Genomic DNA, 15980 nt, shown 5'->3' with positions numbered 1-15980 from the left:
CCCACTTTTCGTAGTAGACCCGGTATGATGCATGTCATGGCTATTCAGGTGGGTTTGTCTGTTAACAAAACCTTAGTGCCTGAATAGCTTTTCTGGCTATTTCTCTCGCTTTTCTGTCCGGACTATTGATTAAACAAAGAACGTAAGTGTTGTTAAGACTTAATATTATTTTTTGATTTAGCTATCATTTTAGCCTGCGTTTTATGTATCTTCTTAGCCCAGGGTAGTCGCCTTCATGAGGTGCTAACGCCATGATTTTTTGAAATCTGAACAGTGGCTTAAAACCAATATAAGGCTTAGGTAAAGATCGCCAAACTCAGAGTATTTAGGTATTTACCTTTGAAAGATATAACAAACGTCCTAATTCATTAGGGCGTTTATGCTCTACCACCGCCATGGTGCGCGACGTTCTGTCATCTATCCCGTGGCGCTCAGAGCGGGTGTTCCCCATATTGCTGTCAACGTTTTTCCGTAGCACTGTCTTGATGAGTTTCTCCAAAGTGCCAACCTCGAAACTACCGATCTCGTTAAAGTCATCCCATGCTACTGACCAACAAGGTGCTTGGTCTGCTTCACAGGTCTATACTAACCAGCCCGATTGGTTCCCAGAGGATTGTTGTATTCATACCCTATTTGAACAGCAGGTGCAGCGAACACCCCATGCTGTTGCGGTGATTGCCGAAGACGCTCAGCTGACCTATCAGCAGCTCAATCGCCAGGCTAACCGGTTGGCCTATCAGCTAGCGACACTGGGTGTCGGTCCCGATCATCTGGTTGGCATCTGTGTCGAGCGCTCCCTTGACATGGTGGTAGGACTGTTGGGCATCCTTAAAGCCGGCGGAACCTATGTTCCCATCGATCCTCATTATCCGACCGAGCGGATCAAATTTATTTTGCAGGATGCTCAAGTAAATATCCTGTTAAGTCAAACTCATCTTGAGCAGACATTAGTGGATTGTTTGCCCAAGGACACCGCCCTAATCTGCTTAGACCGAGACCAGTGGAAAAACATGCGGTCTTGTCCCGACCGGCCAACGGCGGTAGATACTGATAACTTGATGTATGTCATTTATACCTCTGGTTCTACCGGACATCCCAAAGGTGTGATGATTCCCCATAGCGGTGCCTGCAATCAGCTGCACTGGCGGCAAACCACATTTCCTTTAGGGCCACAAGATCGGGTCTTGCAGAATATATCATTCAGTTTTGACCCATCCGTATGGCAGATTTTTTGGCCATTGTTGGTCGGTGCTCAGCTGGTCCTCCCTCGCCCCAATGGGCATCAGGATATCGCCTACCTGGTGGACCTAATTGCTCGCCAAAATGTGTCTGTCATCGCCTTAGTCCCCTCTTTACTAAGGGTTCTGTTAGAGCAGCCTGGACTCGATCAGTGTGACGCATTAAATCACATTTTTTGCGGTGGCGAAGCGTTAACTTTAGATCTTCAACAACAGTTTTTTAAGCGTTTTTCAAAGGATTCTGTGCAGCTGCATAATGTCTATGGTCCCACAGAAGCCTCGATCGATGCGACGTCCTGGACCTGTCAGCAAGGGGTTAACTATCCTATTGCTCCCATTGGGCATCCTATTAGCAATGCCCAAATCCATATTTTGGATGATGCGCTTAAACCCGTAAATATCGAGGAAATAGGGGAAATTTACATTGGGGGTTCTGGTTTAGCCAGGGGCTATCTAAATCGTCCAGAATTAACGACAGCACGATTTATTACCTATCCTCCAGATCGCTCTCGTATTTATCGAACTGGAGATTTAGGTAAATCTCTCCCCGATGGCACCATTCAGTTTATTGGCCGCGTTGACCAACAGGTTAAAATTCGTGGATTTCGGATTGAGCTAGGGGAAATCGAAAGCTGTCTCGACCAGCATCCGGCCATTGCTCAAAGTGCTGTCATTGCGTGGGAATTTGCCCCTGGCCAAAAGCGTTTGTTTGCTTACTTTATTCCCAATGCCGATATGACGGTGGATGTGAAAACGCTGCGAAGTTGGCTAGCGCAAAGGCTACCAGACTATATGGTGCCAGCCATGTTTATGCCGTTGACTGCTTTTCCCCTCAATGCCAATGGTAAATTGGATCGTAAGGCTTTACCCACCCCGATCTCTGAACATACCCATGTTTCTGATGATGGGGAACCGCTCCAGGATGACTGGGAACTTAAGTTAGCTGAACTGTGGGGGCTGATTTTGCAGGTTTCGTCGGTGAGTCAAACTGATAATTTCTTTGAGCTAGGGGGCGACTCACTGCTGGCAGCCCAGCTATCGGCTCGCATTGAACAAACGTTCAATCATCCATTCCCGGTCGCGAATCTGTTTAAGGCGCCCACTCTGCATGAAATGGCCACGCTTCTTAAGGAAAATACTGGCTATGAAGCTGGGCAAGTATTGGTGCCGATCCAACCTGAGGGTAGCAAACCGGTTCTATTTTGTTTGCACACAAAAACTGGCAGTATCTTTGACTACTATGGTCTAGCTAAGCATTTGGGCGCCGATCAGCCAGTCTATGGCATCCAGGCACGGGGGTTTGATCGTGAGGAGGTGCATTGCGATCGCATCGAAACTATGGCAGCCGACTACATTCAAGAAATCCAATCCCTACAGCCCCAAGGCCCCTATTATCTATGTGGCTATTCCTTTGGGGGCTTACTTGCCTACGAAATCGCCCAACAGTTAACCCGCCAGGGGCACACCATTGGTCTAGTCGCCCTATTTGATACTTACAACTATCCGGGAGCATGGTTTGACGAGCCGCTCTCGCTGCGACTACAAAATACAATCAGCAAAATCCAAGCATTCTCCTGGGCTGAAAGAATCGCCTATGGCCAGCAAAAGCTACAACATATCAGAAACTTTTTACAGAGAGTCTCCACCGGTCAACAGCAAGCCCAAGCAAAAATCTCTATCCAAGAAACCGTTTGTGAAACCGCACTAAAACAATATCAAACCAAGCCCTACAGCGGCGATATCGTTTTATTTCGTACCGAGCAAACGCCGGAAGCCTTTGGTTACCGATCGATCGAAAGAGATGCCACTTTAGGATGGCATAACATTGTCACCGGGACTATCAATATTCAGCCAATGGCATGTCATCACTTCGTTCTCATTGATGAACCCCATATCCAAACCCTTGCCCAGAAGTTACATATCTGTCTAAACGAATATCAGGATAATGGGTAAATCAACGGTTTGGCTGGACAATTCCAGAATCATAGCCATGGTTGCCGTAGTCATGCTCCACGTTGCTACCATCGTCATGGATGCCAATGAAATTGGCTCTACGTACTGGTGGTTTGGCAATATCTATAACTCTCTGGTCAGGTGGTGTGTGCCAGTCTTTGTCATGATCAGTGGGTCCTTACTGCTCGATCCTCATAAACAAGAAGACCTATCAACGTTCTATAGAAAACGCATAGCGAGACTACTGAGCCCCATCACCACCTGGTCGGTTTTATTCTTAGCCTGGCACTTTATAAAAGAAACCCTTAAAGGCCTTGCCCCTACAGGTCTGGAACTATTGGGAAAGCTACTTTCTGGCACCCCTTATGAACACATGTGGTTTTTGTACATGATTTTGGGGCTATATTTATTCACTCCATTTTTCCGTAAAATCATTGCAGGCACTACCCAAAAAGAACTGACTCTTTTGATCACGGCCACATTCTCACTGGCTGCTGTGAATCATATCTACACAAGCTTTATCGCTAGCGAGTCCAAACTCTTTATCAACTGGTTTCTCTTATACGTCCCCTTTTTCTTGTTTGGACATCGTATACGTAGCGCAGAATTTCAGCCCCCAAAGATCATGCTGTGGGGCACCTTTCTAATTTCATCAGCGTTAACCGCTATCGGCTGCTCGATCCTAGCAGTCCAAAACGACCTCCCCTTTGGCTTATATTTTTACGGATATTTGAGCCTCACAGTCATTCCCATGTCCATTAGCATCATGTACTTACTGAGAGACTGGAATAGCCCGATCTTAACTAGTCATTTTACCCATAGGCTATCATTCCTAACCCTGGGCATATATCTCATTCACCCAGTCATATTAGAGGCCATAATCCACACAGGCTATGCCACCAAGATCCATCCTATCCTCTCAGTTCCTATCGTCACAGGCATTATCTTTATAACCGCTGGTCTAGGGGCATGGACCCTATCTCATATCCCATATCTCAAAAAAAGCATCTAACACAAGTAACGCTAAGTAACGCCAAGCAACGCTACACAGCACCAAATCCGCTTCTTGGCTAGTATTCTAGGTCAGGATTCACGACTCTTTACATGCTGCTTAAACAGCTAGCTCATACACCTAAAAATATGCTACCTGTAGGGATATTTCATCTTTAAAACCTACTGTTTAAGCCCGATTTATGACCGTTGCACCGTATCAGTCTAGCCTGTTCAAAAGGTGTAAAGAGATCCATGCTTTTTTATCAGATTGCCAGCGACAGGCAACCTATGACCAGCACGCTAAGCTCGCCAATATTACACTCCCCATTAGTCCGATCGAGCCTTGGTTAGTATTGCAACAGCTAGAGACCACCTATCCAATACATTTTTACTACTCGACAGCAAAGTACACCCTTTTAGGGTTGGGTATAACCATCGCTCAGAAAGCCGCAGGTGCCGATCGGTTTGAGCGTATGCAACAGTTTGTGAGCGTCTGGAAACGGCGTATTCTTTCATCAAATCAGACTGGGCTGATTATCAAGCCTTATTTTTTGTGCGGGTTCACCTTCTTTGATCAGGCGGCTGCCAACAGTCTCTTTGATGCGGCGCAGGTGTTTGTTCCCCAGTTGCAAATTCTTCAACGTGATGGGGAAACTGCCGTCAGTCTCAACTATCTCATTGATGATGAAGTTAATATCAATCGCCTGGTTGATGAGATTAGGCAACAACTTCAAATATTAGAGAGTCTATCAAAAAAGACTGCCCGTCAAACATTTGTCGACATCCCCAATGCCTCAAAAACACCTAAAGTTATTCGGGATGTCGGTAACTTTGAAAACATGGTCGGCAGCGTGCTGCCTGTGCTCAAACACCCTACTCTCCACAAGGTAGTCCTTGCCGATGCCCTAGATGTGCTTTCGGCCAGTCCTTTCCATATCCCAGAATCTCTGAAGGCTCTCGGCCTAGCCTATAGTGATTGTTGCATATTTTCCTTAAGCAATGGCCAAGGTCAAGTTTTTATGGGGGCAAGCCCAGAAAGATTGCTCAGCATCACTACATCAGACAACCGCAAACAGCTCACCACTGATGCCCTGGCCGGGTCTGCCCCTCGAGGAGACACAGCCAGAAACGACCAGCTTATGGCTCAGCAGCTTCTGAATAATCCGAAAGAACGTTATGAACATCAAGTTGTTGTCGAATTTATTATCGAACAGTTAACTCAGCTAGGTCTTAAACCGGAGTTGGCCAACTCTCCACAGGTATTAAAGCTGGCCAATATCCAACATTTACACACCCCGATTCAGGCGGTACTCCCCCAGGGATTAAAACCTCTACATTTAGTAAAAATTCTACATCCCACCCCTGCTGTTGCCGGTTTACCCAGACCTACTGCCAGTCAGCTGCTCAAAACAACAGAATCTTTTGATCGAGAACTCTACGCATCTCCCATTGGGTGGATTGACGCCAATGGCAATAGTGAGTTTATTGTGGGAATTCGTTCAGCTCTGATTGATGGTCGCCAAGCCAGACTATTTGCTGGAGCTGGCATCGTTGCCCAGTCAGACCCACGTCGTGAACTGGCTGAGGTCAAGCTTAAGCTCCAGGCACTGTTAGGAGCCCTAGTGTAAGCTGCGCCATGGGCACATTATTAGACTATCGCAATACCAACACCCTCTGGGCCTCAGTTATAGCGGAAACCCTGCACCGGTTGGGATTATCTACAGCAGTCATCTGTCCGGGGTCTCGATCGACGCCACTGACCGTAGCTCTCGTTCGCCATCCCCATATCAAAACCATCCCTATTTTAGACGAGCGCTCGGCAGCCTTTTTTGCGTTAGGCTGTGCTAAACGCCTACATGAACCAGTAGCCATAGTTTGCACTTCTGGCACAGCGGGCGCTAACTTTTATCCAGCTGTGATCGAAGCCCAGGAAAGTCATGTTCCCCTACTGATATTCACCGCTGACCGCCCTCCAGAATTGCGCGCTTGTGCATCAGGACAAACCATCGACCAGCAAAAACTATTCAGTGGTTTCGTCAACTGGTACACCGAAATGGCTGTACCCACAGCAGACCAGCTAACCTATGCGCGACAAACTATCAGTCAGGGATGGGAAAGAAGCCTATCCCCATTACCTGGACCGGTTCATCTAAATTGTCCATTTAGAGATCCATTAGCGCCTTTAGCTGACTCTTTGAACCTACAACAGCTAGATGAATCAGCTTTTTTTTCAGCGGTTGCTCCCCCGATCTTAGGCCAGGTTAAAATTCAGCAACTGCCTTTAGACCTCTGGAAGCAATGGTCTGATAATGAACGCGGCATTATTGTGGCAGGCCCAGCCCAGCCTCAAGACCCTGACAAATATTGTCAGGCTGTCGCCTGTCTATCGCGATCGCTAAACTGGCCCGTACTAGCAGAAGGGCTTTCACCCCTGCGTCATTACCAGGCCTTTAATCCCTATCTGATTAGCACCTATGACAGCTTATTACGCAACGCTGCCAACGCCGAATCGCTAATCCCCGAGCAGGTTATTCAGCTAGGTCCACTGCCCACCAGTAAAGTCTTACGCCAATGGCTACAAAAATATCAGCCCCAGACTTGGCAAGTCACCCCCTATCCTCTAAACGTTGATCCTCTACATGGAAAAACCCGGCTGATAGAGTCCTCTGTGGAGAACCTTGGAGCACTCATCACTTCAATAAAAACCACCGCAACGCAAGGTTTCAAGCAGGAAACCGTGACACAGTACTGCCAAAGTTGGCTTGACCATGAACAATATCTCAGCCCAAAACTAGCTCACTGCCTAAAAGAAACCAAAACACCATTCGAAGGTAAAATCTCATGGCTGCTCCCACAACACTTGCCTAAAGAGACCCCAGTTGTGATTGCAAACAGCATGCCTGTACGTGATGTTGAGTCCTTTTGGCAACTCAACGATCGACACATCCAGCCCTACTTTAGCCGAGGCGCTAACGGCATTGATGGCACCTTATCAACAGCGATGGGTATCGCCCACGGATATAGCCATACTCTTTTACTAACGGGCGATCTTGCTTTTCTCCATGATACCAACGGGCTCCTCAATCATCGTTATCTCCAGGGCTCTCTCACCGTTATTGTCATTAACAATCAAGGAGGTGGAATTTTTGAGATGTTACCTATTAAAGACTTTGATCCTCCTTTTGAGGAATATTTTGCCACCCCTCAAGCTGTTAATATTGCGGAACTATGCGCAGCCTACGGCATTAAACACACTCTGGTTAAAAACTGGGACAGGCTGATCGAATTTCTCCAAGAACAGCCACCAGAAGTACCATCAAACCTACGAGTGCTGGAATTTCGCACCAATCGCAAAGCCGATGCTCAATGGCGAAAAACAAAACTTACCGCTTTAGGGTTTGAAACTGTCAGGAGCCAATAATATGAAAGCCATTTGGTATGAACAGCCAGGTAACGCAGCAGACGTGCTGAACTATGGCGAGATGGACCAGCCGGAACCAGGGGCTGGTGAGGTGCGAGTCAAGATTCACGTGTCCGGCATTAACCCCTCCGACACCAAGTTTCGCAGCGGCTGGATGGGTCTCAAACAACCCTATCCAAAAACTATTCCCCACAATGATGGCGCAGGAATTATTGATGCTGTCGGCGAAGGTGTGGCGTCTGAGCGCATCGGAGAGCGGGTGTGGATCTATGAAGCCCAGCGAGGCTCGGCATTTGGTACAGCGGCAGACTCTGTGGTGGTGCCAGCCCATAAAGCGGTGACGATGCCAGAAAATCTGGATTTTGCAGCGGGAGCCAGCCTGGGTGTACCTGCAATGACAGCCCACTTTTCTGTATTCAGTGACGGACCGATTACCGATAAAACAGTGCTCGTTTATGGGGGAGCCGGTGCCGTGGGGGCCTATGCTATCCAGCTGGCCAAATGGGGTGGAGCAAAAACGGTTTTGGCCACGGTAAGCAGTGATGAAAAGGCTGCGATCGCAAAGCACATGGGGGCCGATCATGTGATTAATTATCGGCAGGAAGATGTGGTAGCGCGGGGAAGAGAACTAGTGGGAAAGAGGGGATGTGATCGGATTGTCGATGTCGCCCTAGCGGCCAACATTGACATCAACGCCAAACTCGTTGCCCGCAACGGTGTGATTGCTACCTATGAATCAGGCAATGCCCCCACCGTAGAGATTCCCTTTTACGAGCTGCTCTATAAAAATGCCGCTCTACGCACAGTATTGGTCTACGCCATGGACGATAAAGCCCACGCGGCGGCTGCACGGGATATTAATCAGGCCATTACCGACGGCGCGATTCAGCATCAGATTGCTGCCCGCTATCCTTTACGTGAAACGGCAGCTGCCCACGAGGCAGTCGATAGCGGCAATCTGATTGGCAAAGTTGTCGTTGAGGTTGTTTGAACGGGCTATTCAATCCCTGGAATTCGAGGAACCTCTGCCTTGAGAACATCAAGAAACGCTTTGAGGCGATGGGGACGATGACGTCCGGGCAACGAGGCTACATAAATGGTGAGCGTTGGTGCCCGCCATTGGGGTAAGAGATCAACAAGATACTGCTGAGTTAGGTCCTCTTCAATAAACCAGCGAGGCATAATTGCTGCGCCCAGTCCTGCCAAGGTTGCTTTGCGTAGGGCGGTAATGCTGTTGGTAGTCATCCGCGCTGACGGGGTAACCACCACCTGTTTTCCCTGGAAATTAGTGAGGGGAATTCGCCCACCTTCAAAGGGAGCAAGGGTAACAAACGGGAGTTTCTCTAAGGCTTTGGGAGTTTTAGGTGTACTCTGACCGTTGAGAAAGCTAGGGGCCGCAACCACCATCCGCTCCACCCGCCCCAGCGGTTCAACCATGAGCGAATCATCGGGAACTGGGCCAATTTTTACCCAGCAGTCGCACCCCACCTCAGCAAAACGAATGTTGCCATCCTGTAGCTGCCAGGATAAATCAATCAGGGGATACTGCTGCTGAAACCGCAGCACGATATCTAGCAAATGGAGCTGGCCAAGGGCAATGGGCGCAATCACCTTAAGCTTCCCTCGGGGAGTGGTTTCAGTCTCTAAATATTTTTCTTCAAGCGTCTCCCACTGGTCCAGCAGCTGACGGGCATCGGCCAGTAGCTCAGCCCCGACAGTCGTTAAGGAAAGATCGTGGGTGGTTCGCCGCATCAGCTGGGCTTTAAAGCGAGATTCTAGCTCCGCTAGCTGACGGCTGGCGGAGGGTTGGGATAGGCCCAGGTCGCGGGCAGCAGCACTAATGCTGCCCGCATCGGCGATCCGCACAAAGGTTTCTAACAGGGTGAGACGGTCTAGGGACTTGCTCATGCACAATACGAATAACAGCTATTTTTATTACTCGTCTACACAATATCAGAGCCGTTTGTCATAGTGAACCTATGAGAATTCCTCTTTTCACCTAACAGCATTAAACCCATGACCAACTCATCAGTCTCAACTACGTTTCAACTAGGTGGCGATCTCTCCGTCAACCGCCTCGGCTATGGCGCCATGCGTCTGACTGGGCAACCCGGTAACTTTGGTCCCTATGCCGACTGGGAAGGCGGCAAACAGCTTCTGCGTCGTGCCGTTGAGCTAGGCATTAACTTTATCGATACCGCCGAAGCCTATGGACCTGGTACCAATGAAGAGATTATTGCCGATGCGCTGGTGCCCTATGCTGCAGATTTAGTTATTGCCACCAAGGGCGGTATCCACAAACCCGCTCCCGACAACATCCAAACGGATGGTAGACCCGAAAGTCTACGCCGTGGGGTAGAGGGTAGTTTGCAACGACTCAAGCGAGACGTTATCGATCTCTATCATCTCCATCGCCCTGACCCTAAAGTCCCGTTTACCGAATCAATCCAGGCACTAGCAGCCCTGCAGCAAGAAGGCAAAATCCGTCACATTGGAATCTCCAATGTCACCCTCGAACAGGTACAAGCCGCCCAGTCGATTGTCCCCATCGCCTCGGTTCAAAACCGCTTTAGCCTCACGGACCGCAGTCACGCAGACATTTTGGACTACACCACAACCCATCACATTGCCTTTATTCCCTATGGTTCCCTAGGAGCGCACCCGCTGAGACGTGGTGCTCCTCTGGCCCAGGCCGAAGGTATACTGGCGCAGATTGCCCAGACCCATAAGGCAAATCCCACTCAGATTGCTCTTGCATGGTTGCTACATCGGGCTCCCAATATTCTGCTAATTCCAGGTACGACGACAATCGCTCATTTAGAAGACAATATCCAGGCCGCTGCAATTTCACTATCTGAGGATGAAATGGCTCAGCTGAGGACTCTTTAGACTATTCTCAATGTTTGCCTCTTAGCCGCTGTGGGTCAAATTACTACGTCTTTTGTAAAATAGATACCTCAAAGGGCTGTAGATTGTCTGCTAGATCAATCTGTTTTCCTGTGTCATGGTGGGTGGACAATAGCACCGTCCAGTTCTCCGGATCAATAGCAGTATCTCTCGTAAACGGCTGTTCATAGGAAAAATTGATGGCAATTAAAACTGTTTCGGTTGCTGTTTCCCGTAGATAAGCCATATGTTCATGGGGATAATTGACTAAGGTGCGCCATTTTCCCCAACGGAGAGCTTCACTTTGCCCACGTATCCGCAATAGCTGACGATAGAAGTTGAGGATCGAATCGGATTGTTGTAAGGCTGTCTCTACATTGAGTTCCGGGTAGTTAGAATTGACAGGCAGCCAGGGCTCAATGTCTTTGCCAAAGCTAAATCCTGCCTGGGGAGAACTGTCCCACTGCATGGGAGTACGGGCACCATCGCGAGAGGGTGGGGTATCTCCCGTTTCACTTTGGGCCACAGCACGATCTTGCAGTTTATCTTCAGGAATATCGGTGTTGTCCACCATCCCTAACTCTTGGCCGTAGTAAAGCAGGGGCGTGCCGCGAACAGTGAGCAACAGTGTGGCAGCGGCTTTGGCAATTGACTCAGAATCAACGCACAAACTGCATTCAATCCAGCGAGAAAGGTGTCGAGGAATATCGTGGTTGTCTAGAAAATAGCAGGGCCAGGCACCGGGCTGTACAGTAATTTCATTTTTCTCAATTTCCCGTTGCAAATAACCTGGGTACCAGGGGCTAAAGGGAAATTCAAACGTAATGGCCAGATGTAACTCGTCATTATTAACACCGTGAAAAATAACGGAGTCGTAAAGACGATTATCAATAAACGTTTCGCCAATCAGGACACGATCGTCATAGTCTTCTAAAATGGCTCGAATTTCACGAATGATTTGATGATTGGCTGGCAGATTTTTGTCATAAAGGTGATGATAGTTGTTGTAGTTATTTTTATCCGTTGCCTCATACTTGAGTGGATTGTCGCGAAAGTATGGGTCTTTACTGTAAACACTAGACGCATCTAGTCTGAAGCCATCCACACCGCGATCTAACCAAAATCGCACAATATCGTATACAGCCGCGCGTACATCAGGATTTTTCCAGTTGAGATCGGGCTGATTTTCATTAAAGGTGTGATAGTAAAACTGATCGCGCGCTTCACAATGGGTCCAACCGGTGCCACCAAAGTAAGACTGCCAGTTGTTGGGTAATTCTTGACCTTCAAACGGCGTTTGCCAGAGATACCAATCAGCTTTGGGGTTATCTTGACTAGAGCAGGACTCTAAAAACCAAGGATGCTGATTAGATGTGTGGTTAACCACCAGATCTAGGATAATTTTAATGCCGCGCTGATGAGCTTTGGTGAGCAGTTCGTCAAAGTCTTCTAAACTACCAAATGTCGGGCAAATATCCTGATAGTCAGCGATATCATAGCCGTTGTCCACCATGGGGGATTTGTTGATGGGGGAGAGCCAGATAGCATCTATACCCAAGGATGTGGAACTATCTGGATCACCATCGTTAAGATAGTCAAGGCGTTTAATAATGCCGCGCAAGTCGCCGGTACCGTCTTGATTGCCATCAGCGTAGGTTAGCGGATAAATCTGGTAGATAACCCCCTCTTCCCACCACTTTAGAGACTGGGCCGGACTGGATTTATCCATGGGAGGACTCCGCAACTGATTGCTAGGGCAGTATAGCGATTAAGCGTCCTATTTTACATTTAGTGATTATTTCGCAAAAGCTCTTGCTAATCCTTGGTTTCTCTACAAGTTTGTTTACAAACCTTTTAGGACTAAGGACAATGAGAATAGACCTCTTGGAGCTGTTTAATGCTAGCTTGGCTGCCCCAACTTAGACGCGAAATATGGATTCTATCCACTGGACAGCTGCTGTTATATATCGGTCAAGGCTTCACCCTGGTCTATGCGTCGATTTATTTTGTCAATGAGCTGGGATTTTCACCCACCCAGGTGGGTCTGGCATTGAGTAGTAGTGGGCTGGCCGGGATTGTGGGACGATTCTGGTCAGCCTATGCCATTGACTCGGATTTTTGGGGGCGTCGCCGCACGCTGATGCTTTCAGCCACCATTACAGCTCTGGCGTGCTTTTGTTTAGCCTTTGCCAATACCTTTGTGCTGCTAGTCCTGGGCAATACGTTCCTGGGTCTGGGGGTAAGTCTCTACTGGCCCGCCAATTTATCAGTGATAACGGACCTGACTACGGCAGAAAATCGTGCAGAAGCCTTTGCCCTGACGCGTCTGGTGGACAATTTGGGCCTGGCTCTCGGGGCGTTACTGGCGGGGCAGTATGTGGCCATGTCGGGCAATTACAGCATTTTGTTTATCCTCAAAGGTCTGACCTATTTTCTGTTTGCCGGCGTGATTTATGGTGCCATTGAAGAAACAAAACAGCCTCAGACAGAAGCGCGCGACCTATGGAAAGATGGAGGGCAGGCGCTGCGCGATCGCAACCTCCTCACCTTTCTCAGTGCCAACCTCATTTTCACCATTTACTTCGCCCAGTATTCCAGCACCCTCCCCCTTTATCTCGCCAACTTTATCCCCCATGGCAACACAGACACCGGTTTTTCAGAACAATGGATTAGCTACTTTTTTGTCTGGCATGTGGTTCTAAAAATCGTATTCCAGCTTCCTATCACCCGGCTGGTCAAAGCCATCAACCACGTTTCCATTTTGCTTGTCGCCCTTACCATCTGGAGCGGTGCCTTCTTTCTTCTCTGGCTCATCGGTGTGACTACAACCGGCACCCTATTGATCACCATCGGTGCCTTTAGCCTGATTGCCCTAGCCGAGATCCTGTACTCTCCAGCAGGCATCTCTCTCCTTGGCGAAATGTCACCCTCAAACCTGCGGGGCATCTACTTCTCTTTAGAATCCCAATGCTGGTCCATCGGTTTCACCATCGGCCCCGCCCTAGGCGGCTGGGCGTTGGACCATCCAGATACAGTAGGTACCAATCTGTGGCTATATTTAATCACCGGAGGCTTTATATCCAGTCTAATTTTGGTTCTACTCAGACAACAAATGACAATCGCAAATGAACCTGATCTCGCAGCTGATAGCCCTTGAAAAATTGGAAAGGTGAAAGCTAGAAAACCATAGAGTTTAATCATTAAAGATGCTGATCCCCCTCAAGCCCCCTTACAAAGGGGGAAGCCAGGACAAGGGATGCAGAACATGCATAATCGACCCTACCGTAACCCCAAATGATGCAATTTGGGATAACATAGTACGCTGGGTCGTAGGGCGGCGTTCCGGCCCTGCCCAGGGGGTTTGGGGAACTCGGAGGGACCCCAAGCAACACCTTTAACCCCCCACCAACCCTAACCCACCAACCTCTCCAAACTCGCCCGCATCACCCCGTTATTCTGTCCCGATACCGAAAACACCAACGCCTCCCCATACACCCGCTGGGCCGGATGCCCCACAAAATTTGCCGCCCCTCGCGACACAATTACCGCCCCATGGCCACAGCGCACCGCCAGATCAATCGCCCAGGCTCGCAATCGTAACCGCTCCACCGACGGAATCCCTAGCGTTCCGTAGGTCTCCTTTCGACAGCAAGTCACCTCATTATTTAATCTCCCATAGGCCTCGCTAATCTCAGAAAACCCGGACGCCTTTTCTAAAATATCCAACCCACCCCGCGCACAGCCCAGGGCAAAAAAGTTATGCGTCAGCGGGTACCCCCGATCGGCCTGCTGAATCCACCCGGCAGGTTTCATATCTAAAACCAACGCCTCCGGTGCCAGCCAATCCTGTACTGTTGCCGTCACCGTTTGCGTTGAACCCAAGGCCGATAGAGCCATTGGTTCACTAAACCCAAGCGCCCCCTCCACCGCCTGAAACGGAGCTAGCACAAACACCGCTTGCCCATCTGGCAGCTGCGCCGCCAGCATCCAATGGTCAAAAATGCCAAACCCCGTAATCCAGGGCACTGTGCCGTTAAATCTATAGCCGCCTGCCACCTTTTGGGCCGTGATTGGCTGCTGTGCTCGCCGCAGATGAGAGAAGCCCACACCGAGACCGATTTTGCCTGCGATCGCATCCCTCAGATACCTCTCCTTTAGCTCCAGATTGTCAGAATTTGATAACTCCTGCACACAGCGCTGATGCTGGCTTTGCAAAAACACCAGCGCCCCAGAATACCGCGCCAGCTGCTCAGTGTAGTGATAAATCGCCTGAGAATCCCAATGCTGACCGCCCCACTCCGGTGTCGCTTTTAACCCCAGCAAGCTATGCTTTCCCAGCTGCTGAAACGCCTGATGCAATGCTTTCGGATCTCGGTCGAGCTGAGCCGCCTGAGGGGCAATGAGGGTTTGGAATAAACAGTCGAGATCGCGGGTTTGTAAGCTGGCACCCATATAGAGACAGAGGTTAGTAAACGGCCTCTTCCACTGTAACCAAACCCGGCAGTGTCGCTAATTTCTAGGAGAATTTAATCTAAACTACGTGGGCGGTCAGTTCCATCGTTAGGATGGCATGGGCAACGTCAGCATTGAAGCAATGCCAAAACCACCCGAAGCAACCATTGTTGGCTTACAGAACGTTGGCGTCACCTATTCCAATGGAGTCACCGCGCTGCATTCTATCTCCTTAAAGCTCTACCGGGGAGAATTCGCGGGGGTGCTGGGGGTTTCCGGCGCTGGCAAGTCTACCCTGTTGCGGACAATCAATCACCTGCAGCGGCCTACCCAGGGAACGATCGTCGCTGATGGGTTGGGCGAACTGGCTGACCCTCGGGTCTTAAGGGCTCACCGCCAGCGTACCGGCATGATCTTTCAGCAGCACCAGCTGATTGAGCGCCAGTCTGCCTTACAAAATGTTTTGATGGGACGACTGGCCTACCATTCGTTTTGGCGGAGTCTGAGGCCCCTACCCCACACCGATCAGCGGCTAGCGCTAGATTGTTTAGAACGCGTGGGTCTGATCGATAAAGCGCTCATACCGGTCAAAGCACTGAGCGGTGGACAAAAGCAGCGGGTGGGTATTGCCCGGGCGCTGGCCCAGCAGCCTCAGCTCATCCTGGCAGATGAACCCATTGCCAGCTTAGATCCCACCAGTGCCCATCAGGTTATGGCCCTGCTGCGGATGATTTGTAAAACTGGCGGGATTACGGCGTTATTGAGTCTGCATCAGGTGGGGTTTGCCAGGGAATATTGCGATCGCATCATCGGTTTGGCCCAGGGACACATTATATTTGACGGTCCGCCGTCAAAATTAGACGCCCACACCCTAGAAAAGATCTACACTAATCGGTCAGTGAGAGCTGTATAGGTGTAGCTAATTCAGGAGTAAAGCATCATGGTGAGCGTTCAGAGATATCAAAAAATTGTCGGCGTTTGTTTGGCCGTGGCCCTCGGCGGCTGCAGTGGCTCATCGGTAGATACTACAGCCAGCC

General features: G+C 49.4%; 11 protein-coding genes. 8 read left to right on the top strand and 3 right to left on the bottom strand.

Annotation, left to right across the window (positions count from 1 at the left end; translation table 11 throughout):
• Nucleotides 1-395: 395 nt before the first annotated feature.
• The 5 genes from IQ260_RS14535 (at nucleotide 396) to IQ260_RS14515 (ending at nucleotide 8596) form a co-directional block, all read left to right on the top strand.
• Nucleotides 396-3191 carry a non-ribosomal peptide synthetase gene (locus tag IQ260_RS14535; protein ID WP_228016094.1) on the top strand — a complete coding sequence of 932 codons (2796 nt, stop codon included), beginning with the start codon at nucleotides 396-398 and terminating at the stop codon, nucleotides 3189-3191.
• A complete protein-coding gene (locus IQ260_RS14530) occupies nucleotides 3184-4203 on the top strand; it encodes an acyltransferase (protein ID WP_228016093.1) in 1020 nt (339 codons plus the stop codon). The genes IQ260_RS14535 and IQ260_RS14530 overlap by 8 nt, the downstream gene beginning before the upstream one ends.
• Nucleotides 4204-4384: 181 nt before the next feature.
• Nucleotides 4385-5812: an isochorismate synthase gene (locus tag IQ260_RS14525; RefSeq protein WP_193993825.1), complete on the top strand. Its 1428-nt coding sequence runs from the start codon at nucleotides 4385-4387 to the stop codon at nucleotides 5810-5812.
• Between the two features lie 8 nt (nucleotides 5813-5820).
• Nucleotides 5821-7605 carry a 2-succinyl-5-enolpyruvyl-6-hydroxy-3-cyclohexene-1-carboxylic-acid synthase gene (menD, locus tag IQ260_RS14520; RefSeq protein WP_193993824.1) on the top strand — a complete coding sequence of 595 codons (1785 nt, stop codon included), beginning with the start codon at nucleotides 5821-5823 and terminating at the stop codon, nucleotides 7603-7605.
• Nucleotide 7606: 1 nt separating this feature from the next.
• Nucleotides 7607-8596 carry an NADPH:quinone reductase gene (locus IQ260_RS14515; RefSeq protein ID WP_193993823.1) on the top strand — a complete coding sequence of 330 codons (990 nt, stop codon included), beginning with the start codon at nucleotides 7607-7609 and terminating at the stop codon, nucleotides 8594-8596.
• 5 nt (nucleotides 8597-8601) lie between these two features.
• Here IQ260_RS14515 and IQ260_RS14510 read toward each other — a convergent pair whose 3' ends face one another.
• Complete coding sequence (locus IQ260_RS14510) at nucleotides 8602-9513, bottom strand: LysR family transcriptional regulator (RefSeq protein WP_193993822.1); 912 nt, start codon at nucleotides 9511-9513, stop codon at nucleotides 8602-8604.
• A gap of 108 nt (nucleotides 9514-9621) precedes the next feature.
• Here IQ260_RS14510 and IQ260_RS14505 point away from each other — a divergent pair, with 108 nt between their 5' ends.
• A complete protein-coding gene (locus IQ260_RS14505) occupies nucleotides 9622-10494 on the top strand; it encodes an aldo/keto reductase (protein WP_193993821.1) in 873 nt (290 codons plus the stop codon).
• A 43-nt stretch (nucleotides 10495-10537) separates the two neighbouring features.
• On the opposite strand, the gene IQ260_RS14500 is transcribed toward IQ260_RS14505, so the two are convergent.
• The gene (locus tag IQ260_RS14500) at nucleotides 10538-12220 is read right to left on the bottom strand and encodes an alpha-glucosidase (protein ID WP_193993820.1); all 1683 of its coding nucleotides are present in this window, start codon (nucleotides 12218-12220) and stop codon (nucleotides 10538-10540) included.
• 168 nt (nucleotides 12221-12388) lie between these two features.
• Between IQ260_RS14500 and IQ260_RS14495 the strand changes: the two genes are divergently transcribed.
• Nucleotides 12389-13648, top strand: coding sequence for an MFS transporter (locus IQ260_RS14495; protein ID WP_193993819.1), 1260 nt, complete (start codon nucleotides 12389-12391; stop codon nucleotides 13646-13648).
• Nucleotides 13649-13902: 254 nt separating this feature from the next.
• Here the strand turns inward: IQ260_RS14495 and IQ260_RS14490 are convergent, their stop codons facing one another.
• Nucleotides 13903-14943, bottom strand: a complete 1041-nt coding sequence (locus IQ260_RS14490; RefSeq protein ID WP_193993818.1) for an acyl-CoA dehydrogenase family protein — start codon at nucleotides 14941-14943, stop codon at nucleotides 13903-13905.
• 142 nt (nucleotides 14944-15085) lie between these two features.
• On the opposite strand from IQ260_RS14490, the gene phnC reads away from it, so the two are divergent.
• Nucleotides 15086-15856, top strand: a complete 771-nt coding sequence (gene phnC, locus IQ260_RS14485; RefSeq protein WP_193993827.1) for a phosphonate ABC transporter ATP-binding protein — start codon at nucleotides 15086-15088, stop codon at nucleotides 15854-15856.
• Nucleotides 15857-15980: the final 124 nt, after the last annotated feature.

The organism is Leptolyngbya cf. ectocarpi LEGE 11479 (genome assembly GCF_015207065.1).
GTDB classification, from domain to species: domain Bacteria; phylum Cyanobacteriota; class Cyanobacteriia; order Phormidesmidales; family Phormidesmidaceae; genus Leptothoe; species Leptothoe ectocarpi.
Note: the sequence above shows the minus strand (reverse complement) of the source record. Positions and strands in the feature narration are given on the sequence as shown.

Bases quoted from the DNA above. Each gene is read 5' to 3' on its own strand.
- menD (WP_193993824.1), top strand. From the start codon at position 5,821: ATGGGCACATTATTAGACTATCGCAATACCAACACCCTCTGGGCCTCA.
- IQ260_RS14505 (WP_193993821.1), top strand. From the start codon at position 9,622: ATGACCAACTCATCAGTCTCAACTACGTTTCAACTAGGTGGCGATCTC.
- IQ260_RS14535 (WP_228016094.1), top strand. From the start codon at position 396: ATGGTGCGCGACGTTCTGTCATCTATCCCGTGGCGCTCAGAGCGGGTG.
- IQ260_RS14515 (WP_193993823.1), top strand. From the start codon at position 7,607: ATGAAAGCCATTTGGTATGAACAGCCAGGTAACGCAGCAGACGTGCTG.
- IQ260_RS14525 (WP_193993825.1), top strand. From the start codon at position 4,385: ATGACCGTTGCACCGTATCAGTCTAGCCTGTTCAAAAGGTGTAAAGAG.
- IQ260_RS14490 (WP_193993818.1), bottom strand. From the start codon at position 14,943: ATGGGTGCCAGCTTACAAACCCGCGATCTCGACTGTTTATTCCAAACC.
- IQ260_RS14530 (WP_228016093.1), top strand. From the start codon at position 3,184: ATGGGTAAATCAACGGTTTGGCTGGACAATTCCAGAATCATAGCCATG.
- IQ260_RS14495 (WP_193993819.1), top strand. From the start codon at position 12,389: ATGCTAGCTTGGCTGCCCCAACTTAGACGCGAAATATGGATTCTATCC.
- IQ260_RS14500 (WP_193993820.1), bottom strand. From the start codon at position 12,220: ATGGATAAATCCAGTCCGGCCCAGTCTCTAAAGTGGTGGGAAGAGGGG.
- phnC (WP_193993827.1), top strand. From the start codon at position 15,086: ATGCCAAAACCACCCGAAGCAACCATTGTTGGCTTACAGAACGTTGGC.
- IQ260_RS14510 (WP_193993822.1), bottom strand. From the start codon at position 9,513: ATGAGCAAGTCCCTAGACCGTCTCACCCTGTTAGAAACCTTTGTGCGG.